This is a genomic window from Streptomyces sp. RLB3-17 (genome assembly GCF_007113425.2).
GTDB classification, from domain to species: Bacteria; Actinomycetota; Actinomycetes; order Streptomycetales; family Streptomycetaceae; genus Streptomyces; species Streptomyces mirabilis_D.
Genome location: NZ_CP041610.2, coordinates 8562774 through 8583579, shown reverse-complemented (window position 1 = coordinate 8583579; position 20806 = coordinate 8562774). Strand labels below are relative to the sequence as shown.

The 20806-nt window shown below is 71.0% G+C and carries 19 protein-coding genes; 7 read left to right on the top strand and 12 right to left on the bottom strand.

Features of this window, described 5'->3' with window-relative positions:
• Window positions 1-127: 127 nt before the first annotated feature.
• On the bottom strand, window positions 128-565 hold the full coding sequence (locus FNV62_RS38535) for an ATP-binding protein (protein ID WP_060898683.1): 438 nt from the start codon (window positions 563-565) through the stop codon (window positions 128-130).
• Window positions 566-679: 114 nt separating this feature from the next.
• Here FNV62_RS38535 and FNV62_RS38530 point away from each other — a divergent pair, with 114 nt between their 5' ends.
• Complete coding sequence (locus FNV62_RS38530; RefSeq protein ID WP_143628539.1) at window positions 680-1516, top strand: helix-turn-helix domain-containing protein; 837 nt, start codon at window positions 680-682, stop codon at window positions 1514-1516.
• Window positions 1513-1776 carry a DUF397 domain-containing protein gene (locus FNV62_RS38525; RefSeq protein ID WP_143609487.1) on the top strand — a complete coding sequence of 88 codons (264 nt, stop codon included), beginning with the start codon at window positions 1513-1515 and terminating at the stop codon, window positions 1774-1776. The genes FNV62_RS38530 and FNV62_RS38525 overlap by 4 nt, the downstream gene beginning before the upstream one ends.
• On the opposite strand, the gene FNV62_RS38520 is transcribed toward FNV62_RS38525, so the two are convergent.
• The 3 genes from FNV62_RS38520 to FNV62_RS38510 form a co-directional block, all read right to left on the bottom strand.
• Window positions 1698-3035: an MFS transporter gene (locus FNV62_RS38520; RefSeq protein ID WP_143628538.1), complete on the bottom strand. Its 1338-nt coding sequence runs from the start codon at window positions 3033-3035 to the stop codon at window positions 1698-1700. The two genes, FNV62_RS38525 and FNV62_RS38520, sit on opposite strands and share 79 nt — an antisense overlap.
• Window positions 3032-3718, bottom strand: coding sequence for an ArsR/SmtB family transcription factor (locus FNV62_RS38515; RefSeq protein WP_143609485.1), 687 nt, complete (start codon window positions 3716-3718; stop codon window positions 3032-3034). The genes FNV62_RS38520 and FNV62_RS38515 overlap by 4 nt, the downstream gene beginning before the upstream one ends.
• Window positions 3719-3788: 70 nt before the next feature.
• On the bottom strand, window positions 3789-4883 hold the full coding sequence (locus FNV62_RS38510; RefSeq protein ID WP_143603255.1) for an alanine racemase: 1095 nt from the start codon (window positions 4881-4883) through the stop codon (window positions 3789-3791).
• A 168-nt stretch (window positions 4884-5051) separates the two neighbouring features.
• On the opposite strand from FNV62_RS38510, the gene FNV62_RS38505 reads away from it, so the two are divergent.
• Together FNV62_RS38505 and FNV62_RS38500 are read left to right on the top strand one after the other, a co-directional pair.
• Window positions 5052-5648, top strand: coding sequence for a TetR/AcrR family transcriptional regulator (locus tag FNV62_RS38505; protein ID WP_054234069.1), 597 nt, complete (start codon window positions 5052-5054; stop codon window positions 5646-5648).
• Window positions 5641-6468, top strand: a complete 828-nt coding sequence (locus FNV62_RS38500) for an alpha/beta fold hydrolase (RefSeq protein WP_143609484.1) — start codon at window positions 5641-5643, stop codon at window positions 6466-6468. Before FNV62_RS38505 ends, FNV62_RS38500 begins: the two co-directional genes overlap by 8 nt.
• A gap of 21 nt (window positions 6469-6489) precedes the next feature.
• Here the strand turns inward: FNV62_RS38500 and FNV62_RS38495 are convergent, their stop codons facing one another.
• The 3 genes from FNV62_RS38495 to FNV62_RS38485 form a co-directional block, all read right to left on the bottom strand.
• Window positions 6490-6996, bottom strand: coding sequence for a CAP domain-containing protein (locus FNV62_RS38495; protein WP_164331829.1), 507 nt, complete (start codon window positions 6994-6996; stop codon window positions 6490-6492).
• A gap of 446 nt (window positions 6997-7442) precedes the next feature.
• Window positions 7443-8213 carry an isocitrate lyase/PEP mutase family protein gene (locus FNV62_RS38490; RefSeq protein ID WP_143609482.1) on the bottom strand — a complete coding sequence of 257 codons (771 nt, stop codon included), beginning with the start codon at window positions 8211-8213 and terminating at the stop codon, window positions 7443-7445.
• Window positions 8214-8244: 31 nt separating this feature from the next.
• Entirely contained in the window at window positions 8245-8703 is a 459-nt protein-coding gene (locus FNV62_RS38485; protein WP_143609481.1) for a hypothetical protein, read from the bottom strand.
• A gap of 106 nt (window positions 8704-8809) precedes the next feature.
• Between FNV62_RS38485 and FNV62_RS38480 the strand changes: the two genes are divergently transcribed.
• Entirely contained in the window at window positions 8810-10210 is a 1401-nt protein-coding gene (locus FNV62_RS38480; RefSeq protein ID WP_143609480.1) for a hypothetical protein, read from the top strand.
• Here FNV62_RS38480 and FNV62_RS38475 read toward each other — a convergent pair.
• Together FNV62_RS38475 and FNV62_RS38470 are read right to left on the bottom strand one after the other, a co-directional pair.
• Window positions 10155-11870: a DUF2264 domain-containing protein gene (locus FNV62_RS38475; protein ID WP_143628534.1), complete on the bottom strand. Its 1716-nt coding sequence runs from the start codon at window positions 11868-11870 to the stop codon at window positions 10155-10157. The genes FNV62_RS38480 and FNV62_RS38475 overlap by 56 nt on opposite strands.
• A 78-nt stretch (window positions 11871-11948) precedes the next feature.
• A complete protein-coding gene (locus tag FNV62_RS38470) occupies window positions 11949-12995 on the bottom strand; it encodes a rhamnogalacturonan acetylesterase (RefSeq protein ID WP_144315859.1) in 1047 nt (348 codons plus the stop codon).
• A gap of 189 nt (window positions 12996-13184) precedes the next feature.
• Between FNV62_RS38470 and FNV62_RS38465 the strand changes: the two genes are divergently transcribed.
• The gene (locus FNV62_RS38465) at window positions 13185-14855 is read left to right on the top strand and encodes a rhamnogalacturonan lyase B N-terminal domain-containing protein (RefSeq protein ID WP_143628530.1); all 1671 of its coding nucleotides are present in this window, start codon (window positions 13185-13187) and stop codon (window positions 14853-14855) included.
• A gap of 2 nt (window positions 14856-14857) precedes the next feature.
• Here FNV62_RS38465 and FNV62_RS38460 read toward each other — a convergent pair whose 3' ends face one another.
• Entirely contained in the window at window positions 14858-16267 is a 1410-nt protein-coding gene (locus tag FNV62_RS38460) for an RICIN domain-containing protein (RefSeq protein ID WP_143628528.1), read from the bottom strand.
• Window positions 16268-16426: 159 nt separating this feature from the next.
• Here FNV62_RS38460 and FNV62_RS38455 point away from each other — a divergent pair, with 159 nt between their 5' ends.
• Entirely contained in the window at window positions 16427-18547 is a 2121-nt protein-coding gene (locus FNV62_RS38455; RefSeq protein ID WP_144316541.1) for an autotransporter-associated beta strand repeat-containing protein, read from the top strand.
• 61 nt (window positions 18548-18608) lie between these two features.
• Here FNV62_RS38455 and FNV62_RS38450 read toward each other — a convergent pair whose 3' ends face one another.
• Together FNV62_RS38450 and FNV62_RS38445 are read right to left on the bottom strand one after the other, a co-directional pair.
• Window positions 18609-20408 (bottom strand): leucine-rich repeat domain-containing protein, encoded by a 1800-nt coding sequence (locus FNV62_RS38450; protein ID WP_143656088.1) that lies wholly within the window; start codon window positions 20406-20408, stop codon window positions 18609-18611.
• Window positions 20409-20455: 47 nt separating this feature from the next.
• Window positions 20456-20674: a hypothetical protein gene (locus FNV62_RS38445; RefSeq protein WP_205522302.1), complete on the bottom strand. Its 219-nt coding sequence runs from the start codon at window positions 20672-20674 to the stop codon at window positions 20456-20458.
• Window positions 20675-20806 lie beyond the last annotated feature (132 nt).

The following is a 20806-nucleotide window of genomic DNA, read 5'->3' as shown; positions in this document are numbered from 1 at the left end:
CTCCTGAGTCGTGCGCCGCGAGTGCGAGAGCGCGCCACGAGGAGATTCGATGCGGAACGTGAACGCCGGACGGCGGGCGCGTGATCGGCGGGCGAGGGGGCGAGTCGACTCGCCCCGCCCACCTCAACTACCCACCCAGGCCCACCAGTAGCTCCGCCCACACGACCTTGTGCGCCATCCCGATCCGGGGCTCCACACCCCACCGCTCGGCCAGCGCCGCGACGAGCACCAGCCCGCGTCCGCCTTCGCCGTCCGGCTCCCGCAGCACCGGCAGCCGCTCGGTCCGCCCGTCGGCGACCTCCACGCGTACGACGCCGTCGCGCAGCACCAGCCGTACGCGGAAGCTGCGCCCGCGCACGCTCCCGTGCCGTACGGCGTTGGCGGCCAGCTCGGCCACGACCAGGCTCACGTCCTCGCTGGCCTCACTGTCGTACGCGAATCCCCACACGTCCATCCGGTTCGCGACCAGCCGCCGCGCGAGCCGGGCGCCTCGCGGCGTGCTGCTGAAGAGTTGCGTGAACGTACGTACGGTGACCGGTTCCTGGGCCCGGATGTCTCCTTGCATGGCCCAACGGTCCCGGGTGTCATGGGCGTCGACCAGCGACGCCACTCGTACGCCGGGTTCTGTAGGAGTTCACGCTATGGACAGTACGAGTCACCGTCCGTGACCATACCCGTCATGACCAACAGCACCACGAACGAGCCCGAACCGTCGGACAGTCTGAAGACGTTCGGCCTGGTCCACAAGGCCTGCCGCAAGCGGGCGGGGCTGACGCAGGAGGAGTTCGCTCCCCTCGTGGGGTACCAGCCGTCCACGGTCGCGTCGATCGAACAGGGGCGACGGTTGCCGCCGCGGGCGTATGTGGAGAGGGCGGAGGAGGTGTTGGATGCGTTCGGTGTGCTTCGGGCAGCGGCGAAGTATGCGACGCGGCAGCCGGGTTTGGCGTCCTGGTTCCGTAAGTGGGCAGACCTGGAGGAGCAAGCGGTCACTCTGCACACGTACGAATGCCGCGTCGTTCCGGGCCTGTTGCAGACCGATGCGTACGCCCGGGCGGTGATCTGGAGCGTGCCGCCGCTGCCCACCGAGGAACAGGTCGAGCAACGTGTGGCCGCGCGGCTGGCCCGTCAGGAGTTACTCAGCGCGCGCAGCGAGCCCCCGACTGCGTTCAGCTTCATCATCGAGCAGGCTGTGCTGGAACGCCGCACTGGCGGGGACGACGTCACGCGGGGGCTGATCGACCATCTGCTGGAGGTGAACAACCACCACTGGAACGTCGAGTTGCAGCTGATGCCCCGCCAGCAGACTATGCACGCGGGGCTCGACGGCCCTGTACAGCTGCTGGAGACGCCGGAGAACGAGTGGTTCGCTTACTCGGAGGGCCAGCAGACCGGGGTTCTCATCTCCGACCGGAAAGACATCAGCTTGATCCAGCAGCGGTATGCCAAGATGCGCTCACAGGCTCTCACCCCAGAAGACACAGCGAGCCTGCTCCGGGAGATGCGAGGAGCGCTATGAGCACCACCGAACTGGCCTGGTTCAAGAGCACGTACAGCGGCAGCGAGGGTGACGACTGCGTCGAAGTGGCCCTCTCCTGGCGCAAGTCGACCTACAGCAGCGGCAGCCAGGGCGACTGCGTCGAGGTCGCCACCTGCCCCACCACCATCCACATCCGCGACTCCAAGCACACCCCCGGCCCTCAACTCGTCCTCTCCCCCACCACCTGGACCGAGTTCGTGGAGTTCGCCGCGCGCGAGGGCGTGGACCGGTCCCGCTGAATCCACAGCACGGCGCCCGCCAGCAACGCGGTGCCGCCCAGTAGCCACGGCAGTGGCCCCGCCGGAAGCACCCCGACGACCAGACCACTGAGCGCCGCCACGAGTTGGAGGGCCAGGGACTGGACGGACAACGCGGTGGCGCGCCCGGCGCTGGGGACTCGGCGGTGCAGGAGCTCGTTCTCGCTGGGCGCCGCCGCCCCGATGCCGAGGTAGACGAGGGCGTAACCGCCGGCGGCTAGGACCGTGGCGAACGGTGCCGTGGACACCGCCGTGGCGCCGAGAAGCAGCAGCCCGCTCGCCCCGGCGCCGAGGCTCACCATGACGGCGCGCTGCCCGCTGCCCGCGAGCCGGGCCGTGAGCGGAGCGAGGTGGCTGCCGACGCCGGAACTGACGAAGCCGAGGCAGGCGATGACGGCGTAGAGGACGGCGCCGGACTCCGAGGCGCCGGTGAGGGCGGCGGCGCGGCCGGGGGTGAGGAGTTCGAGCGCGGCCAGGGCGCAACCCACGGCCCCGGCACTGAGGAACACGCGCCGGACGAGCGCGTCCCGTGCGCCCAGCCGCAGTCCGCCCACGACGGTGGCCGGGATGCCCTGAAGGACGTCGCGGAGGGTGGTCTTCGCGCGGGGCGGCTCACGCAGGGCGGTCAGGACGTACAGCACGAAGGCGATGTCGACCACGGCGCCGAGGAGCAGCGGAACGGAGAGGGGCAGTACGAGCCCGGAGGTCGCCCCCGAAAGACCCGCCCCGAGGTCGGGGCCGAGTCCGAGGAGCCAGGGCAGGGCGCCGCCGAGGAGCGTGCCCGTGGCGAGCGCGGCGGAGGTCGCGGAGCCGCCGCGGGCGAGTCCCGTACGGAGTTCGGCGTCGGGGCCGGCATGGGCGTGGACGGTGTCGACGTACCAGGCTTCGGCGGGGCCGCTGGACAGGGCGCGGGCCGTGCCCATGAGGACCATGCCGAGGGTGAGGACCCAGGCGGTGGTGCCCAGCGCCTGGAGGGTCAGAGCGGTCAGGTTCAGCAGCCCGGCGGCGGCCAGGACGGCACGGCGGCCGAGTACGTCGGAGAGTCCTCCGGTGGGCAGTTCGAGCGCGGCGGCGGTGAGGGAGTGGGCGGCGAAGAAGCCCGCGATGGCGGCCATGGTCATGCCCCGCTCCGTGAAGAGCAGGATGAGGGGAGCGGTGGTCAGCCCCGCGGGCAGCCAGAAGAGGGCGCAGGCCGTGACGTAGCGGCGGCGGGCGGTGTGTAAGTCCAGCGACGTGGTCATGACCCGGAACCACCCTCGGTCCCCGAGCCCGCCGTACCCGGCTCCTCTCTTCCCGGCTCCTCTCGTCCCGGCTCACCTCGTCCCGGCTCCGCGTCCGGCTCGCGCGGCGCGAGCGGCAGCCCCGCGGCGACGAACACGACCCGCTCGGCCCGCGGATCCTCCGCGTCGCGCGCGGCCAGTTCCTCCAGCTTCCGGTCGATCACCTCCCAGAGTTCGGAGAGCGACTCGGGCGTCAGACGGGGCATCAGGTCGGTGATCCCGGACGGCTCGACCCACTCCTGGCCCAACCGCCCTTCGGCGACGTCCGCTTCGTACCGTACGAGCGACGCCTCCAGGTGCTCGATCTGGCGCCTGCGCGACAGGCTCACGAAGTCGCGGCTGGCCGGGGAGTCCTCCATGGCCTTGTTGCTCCAGGAGGTCACGGAGTGCACCGCCTGCCAGCGGCGCTCCCGCCCGTCCCGGTGAGCGGCCTCGGCGACGAACGCGTACTTCGCCAGGACGCGCAGGTGATAGCTGGTGGAGGCGGACGACTCCCCGGTCCTGACCGCGAGTTCACTCGCGGTGGCCGGTCCGTCCTGTCGCAACATCCCGAGCAGTTGGATACGCAGGGGGTGAGTGAGTGCCTTCAGGGCCCCGGCGTCCCGCTCGGGATCGAGTACGCGTTTGTGCTCGTCGCTGACCATGCCGGGAGCCTAGAGCGCACCGGACACTTTCCAAAAGTATTTTTGCAGAATTTATTTGGCGATCTGGCGATCAGGTGTTGGCGCCGCGTGCCGCCACCCGCCAGCGGTCCAGTTCCACGCCCTGGCGGGCGATCACCAGCTCGTCCGCGAGGTTCACGGGCTGGCAGACGTGGTTGGGGACGACGGCGAGTACCGCGCCGAGGCGGGGGGCGGGTGCGCCTTCCGGGAGGTGGACCACCGCGTGGTGCTCCCAGAGGGCGGTGATCGTGGCCTCGGGGTACTGGGGGAGGTAGCCGTGGCCGGTCACCCACGCGGAGCGGTCCGCGCCGAGGACCTTGCTGCCCGCGTCGAGGACGAAGCGGTCCGGGGCGGGGACACTGATGACCGTCGAGGCGGCCGCGAGGGCCAGGTCGTCGACACCGCAGCAGCCCATGGCCAGTTGCTGGGCGTCGTTGAAGACGTAGACGCCGGGACGGAGTTCGTCCACCGGGCCGGGGCGCCAGCGACCCGCCGTCGGAGTCGATCCGCCGCTCAACACCCGGGGTTCCAGGCCCAGTTCGCGCAGGGCCTCCGCCGCCTCGGACAGGGCCCGTTCCTCGTCGCGGGCCGCCCGCTCCCGGGCCTCGGGGTCATGGCCGTATCCGTGTCCGGGAAAGGTGAACGCACCGAGCACGCCCAGCCCGGCGTCCGACGCGGCGCGGGCCACCCGACCCGCGTCCGCGGCCGGCACCCCGGTCCGCGCCGTCCCGCAGTCCACCTCGACCAGGACCTCCACCGCGCGGTCACTCCCCCGCACCGCGTCCCCCAGCCGCCGCGCCGCCTCCACCGAGTCGACGCCGACCCGCAGCGCGACCACGTCGGCCAGTCGGCGCAGGCGGCGCGCCCTGCTCTCGTCCGGCCAGAGCGGATACGCGATGAACAGGTCGTCCACGCCCGCCGCCGCGAACGCCTCCGCCTCGCTCAGGGTCGCCACCGACAGTCCACGCGCACCCGCCCGGAGCTGCCGCCCCGCGATCTCCGCGCACTTGTGGCTCTTGGCGTGCGGACGGAGAGCGAAGCCGCCGGTCCTGGCGGCCTCGGCCATGCGGGCGATGTTGCGGTCCAGTACGTCGGCGTCCACGACCAGCGCGGGCGTGACGAGCCCTTCGGGCAGTTGCTCAAGCATCACTACGTCCTCCCCGGACCACTACGTACTCCCCGCGTCACTACGTCCTCCCCCGTCCGCTACAGCCTCTCACTCCCCGCATGCCTGTGTATATTAGGTCTCCGCCTAGGGGTCCTAGGCAATCAGGCGAGGCACATCAGACAAGCGAGTGCTCCAGAGGTGGTCCCCATGGCCCGTGCCGGGCTCACGGCCGACCGAGTCGTCGAGGCCGCAGCCGATCTCGCCGACGAGGTCGGGTTCGAGAACGTCACCCTGTCCGCGTTGGCGCGCCGGTTCGGGGTGAAGGACGCGAGCCTGTACTCGCACGTCAAGAACCTGCGGGATCTGCGGACACGGGTCGCGCTGCTGGCCGCGGGCGAGATGATCGACGGGATCGCCACGGCGGTCGCGGGGCGGGCCGGCAAGGACGCCCTCGTGGCCTTCGCGGGCGCCTACCGGACGTACGCGCTCGCGCACCCCGGCCGCTACGCCGCCACGCACACCCCGGTCGACCCCGCCGTCGGCGCCGCGTCCGACGCGTTCCGGCGTACCGCGGAGATCACCTACGGCATGCTCCACGCGTACGGCCTGTCCGAGCCGGACCTCACCGACGCCGTACGGCTCTTGCGCAGCACCTTCCACGGTTTCTGCGCTCTGGAGGCGATCGGCGGCTTTCACGCCGCCAGGGACGTGCAGACCTCGTGGGAGCGGGCCCTCGACGGCCTGCACACGGCCCTGGAGCACTGGCCACGGAGCAGCGAGCGGAAGGAAGAGGATCATGCGTGACAGGCAGTACGACGGGCACTACGACGTGCGGGGCAGCGGGCCCCTGCTGCTGATCATTCCCGGCGGGGCCGGTCACCCCATGGGGCTGGAGGGCGCCGTCGCACGCCTTTCCGAGCGGTTCACCGTGGTGACATACGACCCGCTCGGGCTGTCCCGCGGCCCGCTCGACGGGCCGGTCGGGGACCAGCGGGTGGAGGTGTGGAGCGACCGCGCCCACCGGCTGCTCGGTTCCCTCCTCCCGGACGGCGAGTCCGCCCGCGTCTTCGGGAGCAGCTCCGGCGGGATCGTCGCCCTGGACCTGCTGGCCCGGTACCCGCAGCGGCTGCGGCGCGTGGTCGCGCACGAGCCGCCGAGCATCGGAGTGCTGCCGGACGCTGTCCGGCAGCACGCGATGATCACGGAGGTGTACGAGATCCACCGCACGGAGGGGGTGGCGGCGGCGACGGCCCGGCTCAGCGCCGGTCTGGAGGGCCGAAGTTGGGAGCCCGGTCCGCACCCCGCGTCGACTGCCGCCGACGGCGGCGAGAACACGCGGAGCACGCCGGACTCCCAGGGGGCGCAGAACACGCCCATGGACATCTTCCTCAGCCACGTCCTACGCCCCTTCACCTCCCATGCCCTGGACCTGGACGCCCTGAAGGGTCTGTCCTCCCGGCTCACGCTCGGTGCCGGACGCGACTCGCGGGGCCAACTCCCCTTCCGCACGGCCTCGTTGCTCGCCGAACTCAGCGGCAGCGACTTCGTCGAGTTCCCCGGAGGCCACCTCGGTGTCCTCCAGCACCCGGTCGCCTTCGCGGACCGGCTGGCCGAGGCGCTCTGAGTCGCCCGGCAGAGGGAGGGATCAACCAGGCGCCGCGAAGAGCTGTATCGAGTACTTTCCGCTGACGGCAACGCCGGTGTCCGTGAACGAGCAGTTGAGGATGTTGCCCTTGTGGCCTGCGCTGTTCATCCAGCCGTCGACGGCCTGCTTGGCGCTGGTGTCTCCCCAGGACATGTTCTCCGCTGACGGCCCCGCGTTGTAGCCGGCTTCCTTGATGCGCGTTTGGGGCGTGGAGCCGTCGGAGCCCGTGTGGTTCGTCAGGTTGTGCTTGGCGGCGTCATCCGCGAAGACCTTGGCGGCGTGGGTCAGCTGCGCGTTCTCGTGGAGCGCGGGGCAGTTGACCTTGGCGCGTTCGGCGTTGACCAGTTGCAGAATCTCGCCGGGCGAGGTCTGCAGGGCGCGTGGCACGGATGCGGGCACGGTGGCCGTCGCCGCGGCGCCTGCGGCGGCCGCTCCGGAGAGCACCAGCAGAGGGGCCGCACACGCGGCAACGCAGACACGACGTATTCGATTGCTCTTGGTTCGCACGGGATTCCCTTTCGTCAGGGGCGGTCGGCAGCTCCCCGACATCGCGTGCGACGCGACGCGAGGAACGTGACGGCACCCTCCCCGCCCTTGGCCGTCACCAGCCCGCGGCCTCTTTCGCCGCTCGGGTGAGGGGCATGACAACGCCTCCTCGTACAAATCCACCGTAAGCCCGACCACGCGCGCTCACGACTCGGGCGGCCCGGGGGCGGCGCCCCGGGATAAACACGCCATCGGAGCCGGTCTGTTGAGAAATCGCGTCATCATCGGCGTCCGTGGCCGCATCGACGTCTCCGTCCGCCCCGGAGTCCGCGTCCGCGCCGACCTCCGAGGCTCCCGCCGACCCGCTCGGCGCGGCTCAGCCGAAGGCAGCCGCACTGTCGGGCACCGAGGTGGACGGCTGCCGGATCACCGCGTTCCCCGCGAAGCCCGACGGGGGCGCCACCGCCCTAGGAGGTCCGGTCCTGCGTGCTGAGGGCCTGTACCTCGTCGTACGTCGGCGCGGTGCCCCGCGGCGGGCGGCCGGAGCGGATGTCGGCCATCGCGTCCAGCGCCGCGCCCAGGGCCCGCCGGTAGAGGTACGAGCCCAGGCTGATCCTGCGTACGCCGAGGTCGGCGAGGTGGGAGACGGGCGGGCCGGCGGGTGAGTAGAGGATGTTCAGTGGCACGTCGAGGGTCTTGAGCAGGGTGGTGACGCGGGCCGGGTCGGTCAGTCCGGGAACGAACACACCGTCGGCGCCCGCCTGTTGGTAGGCGTCGAGACGGCGGACGGTCTCCCGCTCGTCCACACCGTCGCCGAGCCAGTGGGTGTCGGTGCGGGCGTTGACGAAGAGGTCCGGTACGGCCGCCTTGACCGCCGCGATCTTCGCCGCGTGCAGGTCGGCGGGGCCGAGGCCGTCCTCCAGGTTGATGCCCACCGCCCCGGCGGCGGCCAGCTCGCTCGCCAGCTCCGCCACCTCGGACGGGTCCTGGGCGAAGCCGTCCTCGGCGTCGACGGACAGCAGGTACGGGCCGGCGCCGAGCTGCCGCGCGAGCCGCACGGTCAGGTCCCGGGTCGCCGCCGCCCCGTCCGGCAGTCCGGCCGCCGCGGCGACACCGAGACTCGTCGTACCGATCGCCGCGAAGCCCTGAGCGGCAAGGAGCGCGGCCGAGGCGTGGTCCCAGGCGTTGGGCAGCAGGAGGGGCGCGTCGGCGTGGTGGAGCGCGGCGAAGGGAGTCATGTCGGCCTTCCGGTGCGGGGGCTGCGGGCGATCACGTCAGCTTGCCGACAGCATCGGCGTAGTACGTCGATCCCTCGAGGTGCTCGGCCAGTTGACGGAAGCTCCACCCCTCTCCCGGGGAGTCGTCGAGCTGGTCCTCGGTCAGCGTGTCCAGCCGGTTCGCCCAGATACGGGCGAGGCGGGTGAGCCGACTGCGCGCCTCGTCCAGGTCCTCGCGGGTGAAGGGCGCGAGGTCCGCCCGCGACGTGCTCGCCGACGCGTGCCAGTGGTCGGGCAGTGGCTCCTCGCCCACGAGCCGAGCCTCCAGCTCGGCCAAGTGGTCGAGGAGATGGTCGGCGACCCGGCGGATCGCCTTGTGCGGGGTGTGGACACGGTCGTCGGCGTGGGTGGGCCTGCCGTCCCAGGCCGTCCAGGTCGCCGCCAGATCGAGGACGTGGTCCACCATGGCGACGACGCCTTCGGCCGGTTTCCGGGGTGAGGAGTAGTCCATACCGCGAACGCTAGACGCGCGATCCTTCGGCGCCCGCCGAACCGTGTCCGCCGTCGCGCCCCGGGAAGCGCGGCAACCTTTCGCCCCGCGGTGGCGACCACCCGACATGACCAACGCAAGACCCACCACATCGCACCGCCGCCGCCACGTGGCCCGTAAGCCCCTGGCGGCCGGACTCGGGGCCGTCGGTGTCCTGGCCGGTGCCTGGTACGCGACCGCCACGCCGACGACGACCACGACGGCCGCCGCCCCGCAGCTCGCGGCCGTCACGAACACCACGGTGAACCTGGCCGCCAAGTTCCCGTACCTGTCCGCGGGCTACAACAACACCCGCGAGTGGACGCGCACCGCGACCGCCGTCGCCCCGAACGGCACCCTCCGCGTGGCCTGGCCCGCGTCCGACGGCGTCCACGTCACCCCGCTGACGGCGGCCGGGAGACGCTCCGGTACGGACACGGTCGTCAAGGGAGCCAAGGAGGTCGGCGGCCTGGTCGCGCACAACGACGGCTTCGCGCTGCTGACCCGCGTCTCCGACACCAACAAGTGGAAGGAGACGGCGGCGGCCCTCATCCGCTACAAGAACGGCACTCAGGCCTTCCGTACGAAGCTCACGGGGACCGCCTCGCACGACACGGCTCCGCTGCTGGACGGCCAACTCACCTGGAACGGAACCAAGTACGGCACGTACTTCGTCGTGCACGGCGCGGGCGGCTTCGCGGACGGCCACTTCGGCGACAAGCTGAGCTATGTGAGCGCCAAGGGCGCGAAGCTGACGGGCGGCTGGAGCTGGGGCTGCAGCCACAACGAGGGCATCGCGCTGCACGCGGAGACGACGGGCGCGTTCACCTCCCTGTGCTTCGACGACTGGCGCTCGGGCCTGTTCGTCTCGACGGGCATCGGCGCCCCCGACAACGCGCCCGCCGTGCAGCGCGAGCAGTGCTGGGCGGGCTACTGCGGCGGCACGTTCGCGGGCCGCACCGGCGACCTGGTGAAGTCCTCGACGGGCCGGTACGCCACCGCCTTCGCCTCCCGGGGCGCCGCCTCCGCGGCCAAGAACCCGGACGACGCGAGCGGGCGCGGCTGGACGGTGAAGCCGAAGACGTCGACCCACCAGGTGGCGGTCGCCTTCCTCAAGAACCGCAACACCCCGGCGGGCAAGCCGGTCTACCTCACCAGCGCCGCCGGCACCGAGAACGTCGACGTCCACATAGCCCCGTACGGCAAGGACCGGCTCCTCGTCTCCTGGGAGTCCCTCAGGAACGCCAAGTGCTCGTCCGGCACCTGCACGGGCACCTTCACCGGTACCCACCTGCGCCTGATCGACTGGAACGGCGCCCTCAAGACGCCGGACAAGGTCGTCCAGGCGCGGATCTCCGGTGATGTCGCGACCCTCAAGGACGGCTCCCTGACCTGGGCGTACGCCCCCGTCACCCCGTCCTACGCGAGCGCCCTCACCGGGGCTTCACCGACCACGACGACGCTGAAGGTCGCCCGTCTGAAGCCCTGAACCGGAAGCACGTCGAGGGGCCCGAGGGCCAGCTCACGCGGACGTCGTACTCCCCCTGCCCCTCCTCCCCCTCCACCTTCACGGACACCGACTCCGTGAGGGGCAGGGGGTCCGGCTCGCCGGTGAGCCGGGCGAGGGCGACGAAGAGGGTGGCGCCGGGTCCCGTGACACCGGCGGAGTCCAACAGGTTGTGTGCGGGGAGGAGTTCGGCGTGCACTCCGTCGTCTTCCGGCCATCCCGTGACGCGTACCGGCGTCCCCTGGGCCGCTCCCGCCACCAGGTGGGCCCGCACCTCCACCGCTCCCCGCGCGACGACCAGGTTCACGACCCGCGCTCCCCCACCCGCCGTGTGCCGGGACGCCACCCAGCCGTCCCCGGCGCCCAGCGGCTCGATGTCCGTCCGGCTCGGATCGTCACCGACGATCACGCTGTTGTCGTACGACGTCGAGGGCGCGGTCGCGGTCGAGTACCCGAGCCGCGTGTAGTAGGGGTCGTAGCGGACGTCCTCGCTGCCGTGGTTGTGCAGACGGACCAGCCCGTCCGAAGTCGTGGTCTGGAGCAGCCAGTTGGGTGGTCCGACGGGGGTGACGGCGTCGGCGCGGTCCGTCGGGCCCGGCTCCTCCCGCGCCGTCCACACCTCGTGGTCCGGTGGGAGGAGCAGGCCGACGAAGGCCTTGCTCGCCCAGTACGGTGAGGCCGGGCCCGAATAGCCCTGAAGGACCGTCTCGTCGGGGCCGTGCCAGCCGAGGGTGAGCAGGCCCCGCTCGTCGACCGCGCCCCGGTCGAGGAAATGGCGCAGGGCGCCGGACGCCAGGCGCCGGGTCTCGCCCGGCGACAGCGGCGTACGGCCGGTGAGGGCGCCGAGCCACAGCGGGGCGGTCGTCGCGAAGCGGTAGGTGAGGGAGCGGCCCTGGCGCATCGGGGCGCCGTCGCCGCCGAACAGCCGGGCGTAGTCGGTGAGATGGCGGGAGAGCCGGCCGCCGTACAGGTCGAGGAGCCGGGTGTCGTCCGCGAGCCAGGCGTGCAGCACCGGGTACAGGTGCATCGCCCAGCCGTTGTAGTAGTCGAAGGCGCGGCCGGGGCCGTCGGTGTACCAGCCGTCGCCGACGTACCACTCCTCGATCCGCTCCAGGCCCCGCTCGATCGCGGCCCGCGACGCCTCGGGCTCGTGGCCGACCTCGGCCAGGAAGCCGCCGACCGTCACCGGGAACAACTCCCAGTTGCAGGCCCAGGGTTCGGCCGTGAGCGCGTCGCCGAGCCAGGCCGCGGCCCGCTGCCGCACACCGTCGTCCAGGCGGTCCCACAGCAGCGGCCGGGTGAGCCGCAGCGCGAGGGCGATCGAGGCGGCCTCGACGAGGGGCTGGCTGCGGTCCTCGACGCGCGGCCAGACCCCGGCCGTACCGGCGGCGAGTCCGTCGGCGTACCGCTCCAGGGCCTTCTCGTCGCGCCGGAAGGCGGCCAGGAGCAGGGTGCGGGCGTAGCCCTCCAGACCGTCGGAGAGCCGGCCCGACCAGCTCGTGTGCGCACCGGGGAGGTGGTAGAGGGCGCCGTTCCCGGTCGCGTACGGGGCGACCGCGGCGAGCAGGGAGTCGGCCGCCGCCTCCCAGTGGGCGCGGGTGTAGCCGGTGTACGGGCTGAGGGTGCGGTCCTCGTCGGGCATCAGTGGCGCTCCGTGGTTCGGCGGCTCGGTCGGGTGGTACCTGGGGCGCCCCGGTTCCGGACGGGACGCCCCAGGAGTTCATCCCACCCTCACCAGGCGCTCGGGCACCAGATGCTGGGCGAGGAGTTCGTCGCGGACGAGGCCCGCGTAGACCGTGGCGCCGTGCACGGAGGTGTGCGTGTTGTCCCGCTTCTCGTTGTAGAGGTAGATCGCCTTGGAGCCCTCGACGCCCAGCGACTCGACCAGGGCCTTGGTCTTGGCCGTCAGGTCGATGAGGGGCACGTGCTCGGCGGCGGCGACCGAGCGGATGACGGCCGGGTGGTTCACACCTAGGCCGTTGACCAGCAGCGCGGTGTCGTTGTTCAGCGTGCCGTCCGCGTTGAACCAGCGGCGGACGATGGGGGTGACCAGGACCGGATCACCGCCCCGCGCGCGGACCCCGGCGACCAGGGTCTCCAGGTTCGCGCGGTACGTCGGCTCGTCGGTCGTCTTGTCGTTGTGCGCGAGCTGGATGAGGACCAGGTCGTGGCGGCGGATGAGCGGCTGGACGATCGGGAAGAGCGCGGGGTTCTCGAGGTAGGTGACCGTGCTCTCCCCGGAGTCCGCGTAGTTGGCGACCGAGACGCCCTTGCGGAGGTACTGGGGCAGCTGCTGGCCCCAGCCGGTGTAGGGGTCGCCGGGCTGGTCGCAGACGGTGGAGTCGCCGACCAGGAAGATCTGACGGGTGTGGGGGACGGCCGGGGTCACCCGGATGTCGGCCAGCGCGGGCGCGGAGCCGCCGAGGACCAGGTCCAGGCCGGGGGTGCCGTCGGGGCCGGTCGGCTCGCCCTCGGGGGTGCGGACGTTCACCGTGAAGCTGCGGGTCACGGGCTTTCCGGCCGCCGTGGCGGTCTCGGGCAGCAGCGCGCGGCGCGTCTCACCGCCGACGCTCGTGCTCGCCGCGGCCTCCCCGCCGAGCCGTACGCGCACGTCGTACGTGCCCGGCGCGACGTCGAAGTGGCAGGCGGTCGCGGTGCAGTTCTCCAGGCCGAGGGCGCGGGGCCCTCCATGTGCTTGGGCGGGCGTGGCCGTCAGCGCGGTGGCTGCGGCCAGCACGACCGCCGCGGCGGCGATGAAACGTCTCATTGCGGCTCCTCCAACAGGACGACAAGACCTGGCGGCAGGACCGTACCGCTCTCCGCAAGCGCTTTCTAGTGCGCGGCGCGTTTTCACATGATTGCCAACTCCCAGGAAGCGAAAGCCCTTTCGCGAAATCGATTCAACTGTCAGTCTTCCGGACACCCGCACACCCCCACCTCCGAAGGAGGCACCCCCATGTCCGGATCCACCGACAGATCCCTCGGACGCCGCACCTTCGTCCTCGGTACGACCGCGGCGGCCGTGAGCGCGACGGCCCTCACCCCGACGGCCGCCGCCGCGAGCTTCGGCTACACGGACGACGGTTCGAACTACGTCGTCGACACCGGCGCGAACCTGGTCTTCAAGGTCAGCAAGACCAACGGCGACCTGACCTCGCTCGTCCACCGCGGCACCGAGTACCAGGGCTACGGCGGCAAGAACTCGCACGTGGAGTCCGGCCTCGGCACCTCCACCGTGACCATCGCGCAGTCCGGTTCGACGATCCTCGTCTCCGTCGCGTACGGCACGCTCAAGCACTACTACGCGGCTCGCAGCGGCGAGAACAACGTCTATCTGTGGACCAACAAGGCCGACACGTCGGTCAGCGCCACCCGGTACATCGTGCGCGTCAAGGCGGGCCTGTTCCTCAACGACGAGCCGGACTCCTACACGTACGCGCCCACCACCATCGAATCCGCGGACGTGTTCGCGAAGTCCGACGGCCAGACCCGCTCCAAGCACTACTCGAAGCTCCGGGTCATCGACTACGACTACATGGGCTGGACCACCGGAAGCGTCGGCCTGTGGATCGTGCGCAGCAACCACGAGAAGGCCTCCGGCGGCCCGTTCTACCGCTCCCTGCTGCGCCACCAGAGCGCGGACGGCGGCGGGCTGTACGAGATCCTGTACTACGGCGAGAACCAGACGGAGTCGGAGCGCTTCGGCCTCCAGGGTCCGTACGTCATCGCCTTCACGGACGGCGGCGCGCCCTCCTCCTCGCTGTACGCGGGAAACCTCACCACCTCCTGGGCGGACTCGCTCGGGATCTCCGGGTACACGGCCGCGAGCGGCCGGGGCCGGGTCGCGGGCGTGGGCATCTCGGGGCGCGACACGGCGTACGCGTACACGGTCGGGCTCGCCAACTCGGCCGCGCAGTACTGGGGTTCGGCGCGGGCCTCGGACGGCTACTTCTCGATCGCGGGCGTGCTGCCGGGGTCGTACACCCTGACGGTCTTCAAGGGCGAACTCGCCGTGTACAGCACGTCGGTGACGGTCACGGCGGGCGGGACCACGACGCTGAACAGCATCGCGATCCCCTCCTCCAACGACCCGTCCAACGCGAGCGCGATCTGGCGGATCGGCACCTGGGACGGCACGCCGAGCGGGTTCAAGAACGCGGACCTGATGACGTACGCGCATCCGTCGGACGTCCGGGCCGCGTCCTGGACCGGCAACGTGGTCGTCGGCAGCGGCACCGAGACCTCGGCGTTCCCCTGCTATCTGTGGAAGGACGTCAACAGCGGCATCATCGTGTACTTCAAGCTGACCGCCGCCCAGGCCGCCGCCGCGCACACCCTGCGCATCGGCGTGACCACGGCCTACGCGAACGGCCGCCCGCAGATCGTGGTCAACGACGCCTGGACCTCGGCCGTCCCCTCACCGCCCACCCAGCCGAGCACCCGGTCGCTGACCGTGGGCTCCTACCGGGGCAACAACTACACGTTCACCTACAGCGTTCCCGCGTCCGCCTGGCTGACGGACACCGGTGCGTACAACACGCTGAAGATCTACGTGGCGAGCGGCTCGGGGTCGACGTCCTTCCTCAGCGCGGGTACCTCCATCGACGCCGTGGATCTACTGACCTGATGTCATGTTTTGCGCGTCCACTGCTGGTTGGCCCCTCCGTTGCAGGTGTACGTGATGATCGCGGCGGAGTTGGCGGTGGACGCGCCGGACACGTCCAGGCACTTGCCGCTCGCCCGGGCCTTGACGAGCACATAGCTGCCGGACGTGGTCAGGCTCCACTGCTGGGCGGTGGCGCCGGTGCAGTTCTCCTGGGTGACACTGGCGGAGTTCTCCTGGAGGCACAGGGAGCTGCCCCGGCCCATGAGTGCGTAGTAACCGGTGCCCAGGTCCTTGAACCACCACTTCTGATTGGTGCCGCTGTTGCAGGTGTACTGGCTGATCGCGACGCCCTGCCACAGCGACTGGCTGGGAACGTCCGCGCACTTGCCGCTGCCCCGCCCGACGAGCGTGTTGTAGGTGGTGCTCGTCCCGGCGATCGTGCCGGCCGTGGTGTCGAGCGAGACCTCCGGGTACCAGGACATGGACATCGAGGTGGAGGTCGGGAAGGTCAACGGCAGCCAGACGTAACGCGAGTCGTTGACGGTGCCGCCGAAGGAGTTGCCCCACCGGTCGCCCATGTACAGGTACGAGGTGCCCGAAGTTCCCTGGACCGGCAGGACGTACGCGGTCTGCGAGTTGTACGTCGTCGAGTCGCCGACGTTGGTCATCGCGGTCCAGGGGCCGGCGATGCTGGTCGCGGTGGCGTACTGCTGCTGGTTGGCGTTCCAGCCCGTGGCAGCCGAGGTCAGCATGAAGTAGACGCCGCCCCGCTTGAACAGCGCCGGTGCCTCGCGGTGGCCGCCCACCCACGGGTTGGCGACCAGGCTGTCGATGCCCGTGTAGTCGGCGGTGAGCTTGTAGATCTGCAGGTCGTAGTTCTCGCGGGCCGCCGACACCATGTAGCCGGTGCCGTCCGTGTCGACGAAGGTCGTGATGTCACGGGACATGTACTGGCCGAGCGGCTGGAAGCTGCCCTGGTAGGTGTAGTTCCCGTCGACCGTGTCCGAGACGGCGACGGCGGCGCGCGCCTCGCTGTAGTCGACGCCGTTCTCCTTGTGCATCCACATCACGAACTTGCCGGTGGACGCGTTGTAGATGACCTTCGGCCGCTCGATGTAGGCGGTGCCCAGCTCGGAGGCGCTGGACTGGGTCAGTACGTGATTGCGGAACTCCCAGTTCTTCAGGTCGGTGGAGCGGTAGGCGTCCACGTACCTGAAGGTGTTGTCGGCGTTGCGGTCCTCGCCGAACCAGTAGTAGTAGCTGCCGACCTTGATCACCCCGCCGCCGTGCGCGTGCACGGCGTTGCCCGAAGTGTCGGTGAACTGCGTGCCGTTGGTGATGGTCTGGGCCGCCGCCTGGGCCGGTCCGGCGGTCACCAGTGCCGCGGCGAACACACAGCACAGGGCGACAAGGATTGCGTACACACGTCTCATCTGACGCCTCTCGGAGGGGGTTCGAGATTTCGTACGGCATCTGTCATTACGAACGCCGAAAAGGTAAGGGTGTGTTACGGGAAGGTCAACGGGTCGCGCGTGACAAAGATGGACGCGAGATTTCTGTTATCGCCGACGTCCGCGTACGTCTCCGATGACGTGCGCAGCCATACCCACAAGACAGCAGCCGCCGTTGGCGCCCTCGTGACCGTCGCCTTCCTGGTCACCGCGCCTCCCTCTTTCGGCTCCGTTCGCGCGGCGGCCTCGGAGGCCGGCGGCCGTGACGCCACCGCCGACGTCCTCGCGGACCGGGACGTCACGCTCACCGGCGACACAGTGGTCACCGTGCCGTCCGGCACGACGACGTACGACGGGGTGTTCCGCGGCCGGGGCACCCTCACCGTGCGCGGCGGCGGCACGCTGATCCTCGCCAAGGACAGCGACTTCACGCTCCCGGCGGCCCGGCAGCGGCAGAAGGTGACCACCCAGGGCGGCAACCACCCGTATACCACCGTGAGCGACCCCGACCCGCCCGCGATCACCGTCGAGCGGGGCGCAACCCTCCAGTACGGCACCGGCGGCGGCACCGGTCTGATCGGCCACTTCCCCTACAGCACGCCCGGATACCAGCTGAACCAGCTCAACGTGCGCGTCGACGGCACCCTGCGCCTCTCCCTCACCCGCACCTTCAACATCGGCACCATCAGCGGATCAGGCCTGGTCACCCAGCCGCGCGACATGTGGGGCACCCTGGACCTGGCGGGCACCCACCCCTTCTCCGGAGTGATCGACAACGGCACCGGCATGGCGGTGGGCCGCCCCGAGTACCCGGTGGCGCTGCCGAACGCCCGCGCCATTCTCAACCAGGGCTCCTGGATCATCGACACCCCGCTGTACCAGACGATCACCCTGCGCCAGAACTTCTACCAGCGCGCGTACGGCAGCGACGTCAACGTCCACTCGCGGCCCGGCAGCAAGGTCGTGCTCACCGGCCAGTACGGCTACAGCGACCAGGGCGGCGACACCGACCCGTCGTTGAGCGACCCGGGCATCAACTGGCGCCCCATCGCTCATCAGTTGAACAAGCGCGGCACCAACATCGAGGGTGCGGACGTCCAGTGGGGCGACGGGACCACCCACAAGATCTTCATGCCGGGGACGAAGGACACCGTCTACGTCAACCTGCACATGGCGAGCGGCGTCCGGTCCCGGCTGACCTTCGCCTACGACGGTCCCGTCACCCTGGGCGCGCCCATCGGCGGCGGCCGGTACCACGACACACTCGCCGCGCCCGGCGCCGGGGACGTCGTGATCAAGGGGACACCCGGCAACGACGTCACCTTCGCGGCGGAGCAGTACTACGACGGGTCGACGACCATCGAGAAGGGCGCCGTGCTGCGGCTGGGCTCGGGCGCGCGGGGCGGTGACGGCTCGCTGATGACCGGCACCGAGCGCAGACGGATCGTCGACGACGGCACGCTGATCGTCCGCAACACCACAACTCCGGTGTCGCTGGCCCGTGTCGACGGCGTCGGCGGGCTCACCCAGTCGGGCGCCGCGACGACGACCCTGACGGGCGGCGAGGTGTCGTACACGGGCCCGACGACGGTCACCAAGGGCACACTCGCCCTGACCTCCAGCGCCACGCTCGCGCACAGCAAGGCGATTCGGCTCACCTCGGCCGGTGCTCGGCTGGACGTGCGGACGACCGGACTTCGGGTGTCCACGTCCCTCAGCGGCAAAGGCACGGTACGGGGCGCTGTCGTCAACGACGGCGAGGTCGCGGGCGCCCTCACGGTGACCGGCGACTACACGCAGGGCGCGAAGGGCACGCTGGTCCTGCGCGACAAGCCCCTGAAGGTGACGGGCGCGGTCCGGCTGGCCGGGGACCTCGATCTGTCGGCCGCCGGGACCGGCCCCGCCCGCGAGATCAGGGTGCTCGACCACACCGGCCGGGCGAGGACGACCGGCGCCTTCTCCGGCCTGCGCGAGGGCGCCACGGTCGCGCTCGCCGACACCACGTACCGGATCAGCTATCGCGGGGGCGACGGCAACGACGTCACCCTGAAGGCCGTACCGAAGCACCGGACCGCGGCCCCGTCCCCCGCCACGTCCGGCGCCGCGTCCGTGAAGAACTCCAGCGCCGTCGGCGACAGCGAGGACGCGAACTCGTGGTGGCCGCTGCTGCTCGCGCCGCTGCTGGCCGCGCTCGCGGTGCCGGTGGTCCGGCGGAGCCGGTCACGGCGACGCGGTGGACGGCGGCACGCCGCCTCCCGGTGAGTCATGGGTGGACGAGTGGGTCATGGGTGGTCGAGTGAGTCATGGGTGGACGAGTTGTGGGTCATGGGTGGACGACGGTCACCCCGCGTTCCGCGAGCTTCGTCATGACGGGATCGGGATCTCCTTGGTACTCGCGGTACCACATGCGATAGGGCATGGTGACGTGCTTCAGGGACGGCAGGTCGAGCAGGGGGCGGCAGTCCTCCAAGTCGCGGCAGTGGCCCAGATTGATCTCCGTGAGTGCGGACAGTCCCGTCAGCGCGCCGAGGTCCCGCAGCTCGGACAGGCCCCTGATGTCGAGTTCGCGAAGGCTCGTGTGGCCGGCCAGGCGGGACACGTCCTTCCAGGCCAGGCCGGACAGGCAGAGCGTCTCGATTCCCCCGGCGGGTATGTCCTGCGCCAGGGGGCAGCTGATCAGACTCAGACTCCGCAGGTCGGGGCACTCCTCCAGGGCACGCAGCGAGTCCAGGACGCGGTTGCGGGAGAAGACCGCCTCGCGCAGCCGGGAGCCGGCCAGGCCGTCGGCGTCCGTGAGCAGGGGGCAGTCCAGGACGGTCAGCTTGCTCAGCGCGGGCAGGCCGGCGAGACCGTCGAGGTCGGTCAGGGACGGACAGTCGTGGATCCAGAGGCTGCTCAGCGCCGTCAGACCGGAGAGTTCTCCGAAGGTGCGCAGGTTGCGGCAACCGGTGACCGACAGATCAGCCAGTCGGTCGTGACCCACGAGGCCGAGTGGGGACAGGTCGCGGAGCTGGTCCAGCCCGACCATGGAGAGCCCTTCCAGCAACGGGAGGACGCCGAGCGCGGAGAAGTCCCGCAGGGACGGGCAGTCGAGGACGCCGACCGATTTCAGGAGGCGCAGTGACGCGATGTCCCGCAGGGAGGTGAGCCGATCGCTCCCCCGGAGGTACAGGCGGGTGAGGTTCGTCAGTGTCGACAGTCCGCTCAGGTCGGCCAGTTCAGGGCACCCATGGATGCCGATCCTGGTCAGCCGGGGATGGACCCCGAATCCGTCGACGCTCTTCAGGCGGGGACATTCGTCGAGGGTCAGCTCGGTCAGGTCGGACAGCGCGTCGATGCCCCGCAGGTCGCGGAGTTGGCCGCAGCTGCGCAGGTCGAGGTGGGTGACGGCGGGGACGTCGCGCAGGCCGCTCAGGTCGCGGATGCCGGTCCAGCCGAGGTCGAGGTGGGTGAGCCGGCGCAGGCCGGACAGCTGACCCGCGTCCTTGAAGGCCCGGCAGCCGCGCAGCGTCAGGGTCTCCAGGGCGGGGAAGGCCGCTCCGAAGCCGTGGGTGGCACGCACCTTGGTCATGCTCAGGTCCAGCTCGCGCAGTCTGCCCAGGGTCAGCAGCGGGGTCGTGTCCGCGACGGCCCGGCAGCGGTGCAGATTGAGCCGGGTCAGCTCGGTGAGGCCGCCGAGAGGCCTGAGGTCCTCGATGCCCGCGCACCCGTTGAGATCGAGATCCCTCAGTTCGCCGAGCGCGCCGACCTCGGTGAGGTCCGTGATCTCCTTGAGGCGGTCGAGGTGGAGGCCGCGGAGCATGGTGAGGTGCCGCAGTCCGCGGAGCGAGGCCGTGCGCCGCAGCCGCAGCTCGGTGCGGCCCTCGCGACGGAAGGCCGGGGCGAGCAGGGCCTCGCAGAAGCCGTCGGGGTCGGCGGCCGTCGGCCACAGTCGTAAGAGCAGCTCCGAGGAGTAGTCGGCGATCCGGGCGAAGCGGACGGCCAGGTCGAGCGCCTCCCCGGCGTCGGCGCGCGTGACGAGTTCCCTGACGGCCTTGCGGGCCCGGGCCGGTTTGGCACTCTCCAAGAGGGCGCGCAGCGAGTCGAGTTGGGATGCGGCGCCGTTGCCGTGGTCCGAAGTCATGAACGGGACTGTAGGGGCAGGGTCCGACAACGACGGCGCCCCCTTCTTCAACGGCCGGTCGGTGCCGGTGGGAAGCCCAGGAGCGGGGCGAGTTCACGTGCCTCGGCCGCCCAGCCGGCGAGGAAGGCGAAGCCCAACCCCCGCTCCCGGTAACGCCGTTCGACAGGCGCCTCCCCTCTGCCGCCGTAGGCGGACTGCCGCGCCTCGTCGGCGCGGGCGAGCATCAGGGGCGCGAGCCAGTCGTACTTCAGCGCCGAGGCGCACATGCCCAGGCGTACGAGGCGTTCGTCGCCGCGCCAGCCGCTTCCGCGCCGTGGACAGCATCCGCGCCGTGGGGGGCGTCCGCGCCGTGCGTGAGCGCCGCGCCGTGCGCGGCGCCCAGGCGCCGTGCGTGCTCG

What these genes read in the sequence shown, in the direction of transcription:
- FNV62_RS38445 (WP_205522302.1), bottom strand. Translation starts at nt 20,674, where the DNA reads ATGTGCGCCTCGGCGCTGAAGTACGACTGGCTCGCGCCCCTGATGCTC.
- FNV62_RS38460 (WP_143628528.1), bottom strand. Translation starts at nt 16,267, where the DNA reads ATGAGACGTGTGTACGCAATCCTTGTCGCCCTGTGCTGTGTGTTCGCC.
- FNV62_RS38470 (WP_144315859.1), bottom strand. Translation starts at nt 12,995, where the DNA reads ATGAGACGTTTCATCGCCGCCGCGGCGGTCGTGCTGGCCGCAGCCACC.
- FNV62_RS38500 (WP_143609484.1), top strand. Translation starts at nt 5,641, where the DNA reads ATGCGTGACAGGCAGTACGACGGGCACTACGACGTGCGGGGCAGCGGG.
- FNV62_RS38480 (WP_143609480.1), top strand. Translation starts at nt 8,810, where the DNA reads ATGACCAACGCAAGACCCACCACATCGCACCGCCGCCGCCACGTGGCC.
- FNV62_RS38450 (WP_143656088.1), bottom strand. Translation starts at nt 20,408, where the DNA reads ATGACTTCGGACCACGGCAACGGCGCCGCATCCCAACTCGACTCGCTG.
- FNV62_RS38515 (WP_143609485.1), bottom strand. Translation starts at nt 3,718, where the DNA reads ATGGTCAGCGACGAGCACAAACGCGTACTCGATCCCGAGCGGGACGCC.
- FNV62_RS38510 (WP_143603255.1), bottom strand. Translation starts at nt 4,883, where the DNA reads ATGCTTGAGCAACTGCCCGAAGGGCTCGTCACGCCCGCGCTGGTCGTG.
- FNV62_RS38530 (WP_143628539.1), top strand. Translation starts at nt 680, where the DNA reads ATGACCAACAGCACCACGAACGAGCCCGAACCGTCGGACAGTCTGAAG.
- FNV62_RS38535 (WP_060898683.1), bottom strand. Translation starts at nt 565, where the DNA reads ATGCAAGGAGACATCCGGGCCCAGGAACCGGTCACCGTACGTACGTTC.
- FNV62_RS38505 (WP_054234069.1), top strand. Translation starts at nt 5,052, where the DNA reads ATGGCCCGTGCCGGGCTCACGGCCGACCGAGTCGTCGAGGCCGCAGCC.
- FNV62_RS38525 (WP_143609487.1), top strand. Translation starts at nt 1,513, where the DNA reads ATGAGCACCACCGAACTGGCCTGGTTCAAGAGCACGTACAGCGGCAGC.
- FNV62_RS38485 (WP_143609481.1), bottom strand. Translation starts at nt 8,703, where the DNA reads ATGGACTACTCCTCACCCCGGAAACCGGCCGAAGGCGTCGTCGCCATG.
- FNV62_RS38475 (WP_143628534.1), bottom strand. Translation starts at nt 11,870, where the DNA reads ATGCCCGACGAGGACCGCACCCTCAGCCCGTACACCGGCTACACCCGC.
- FNV62_RS38490 (WP_143609482.1), bottom strand. Translation starts at nt 8,213, where the DNA reads ATGACTCCCTTCGCCGCGCTCCACCACGCCGACGCGCCCCTCCTGCTG.
- FNV62_RS38465 (WP_143628530.1), top strand. Translation starts at nt 13,185, where the DNA reads ATGTCCGGATCCACCGACAGATCCCTCGGACGCCGCACCTTCGTCCTC.
- FNV62_RS38520 (WP_143628538.1), bottom strand. Translation starts at nt 3,035, where the DNA reads ATGACCACGTCGCTGGACTTACACACCGCCCGCCGCCGCTACGTCACG.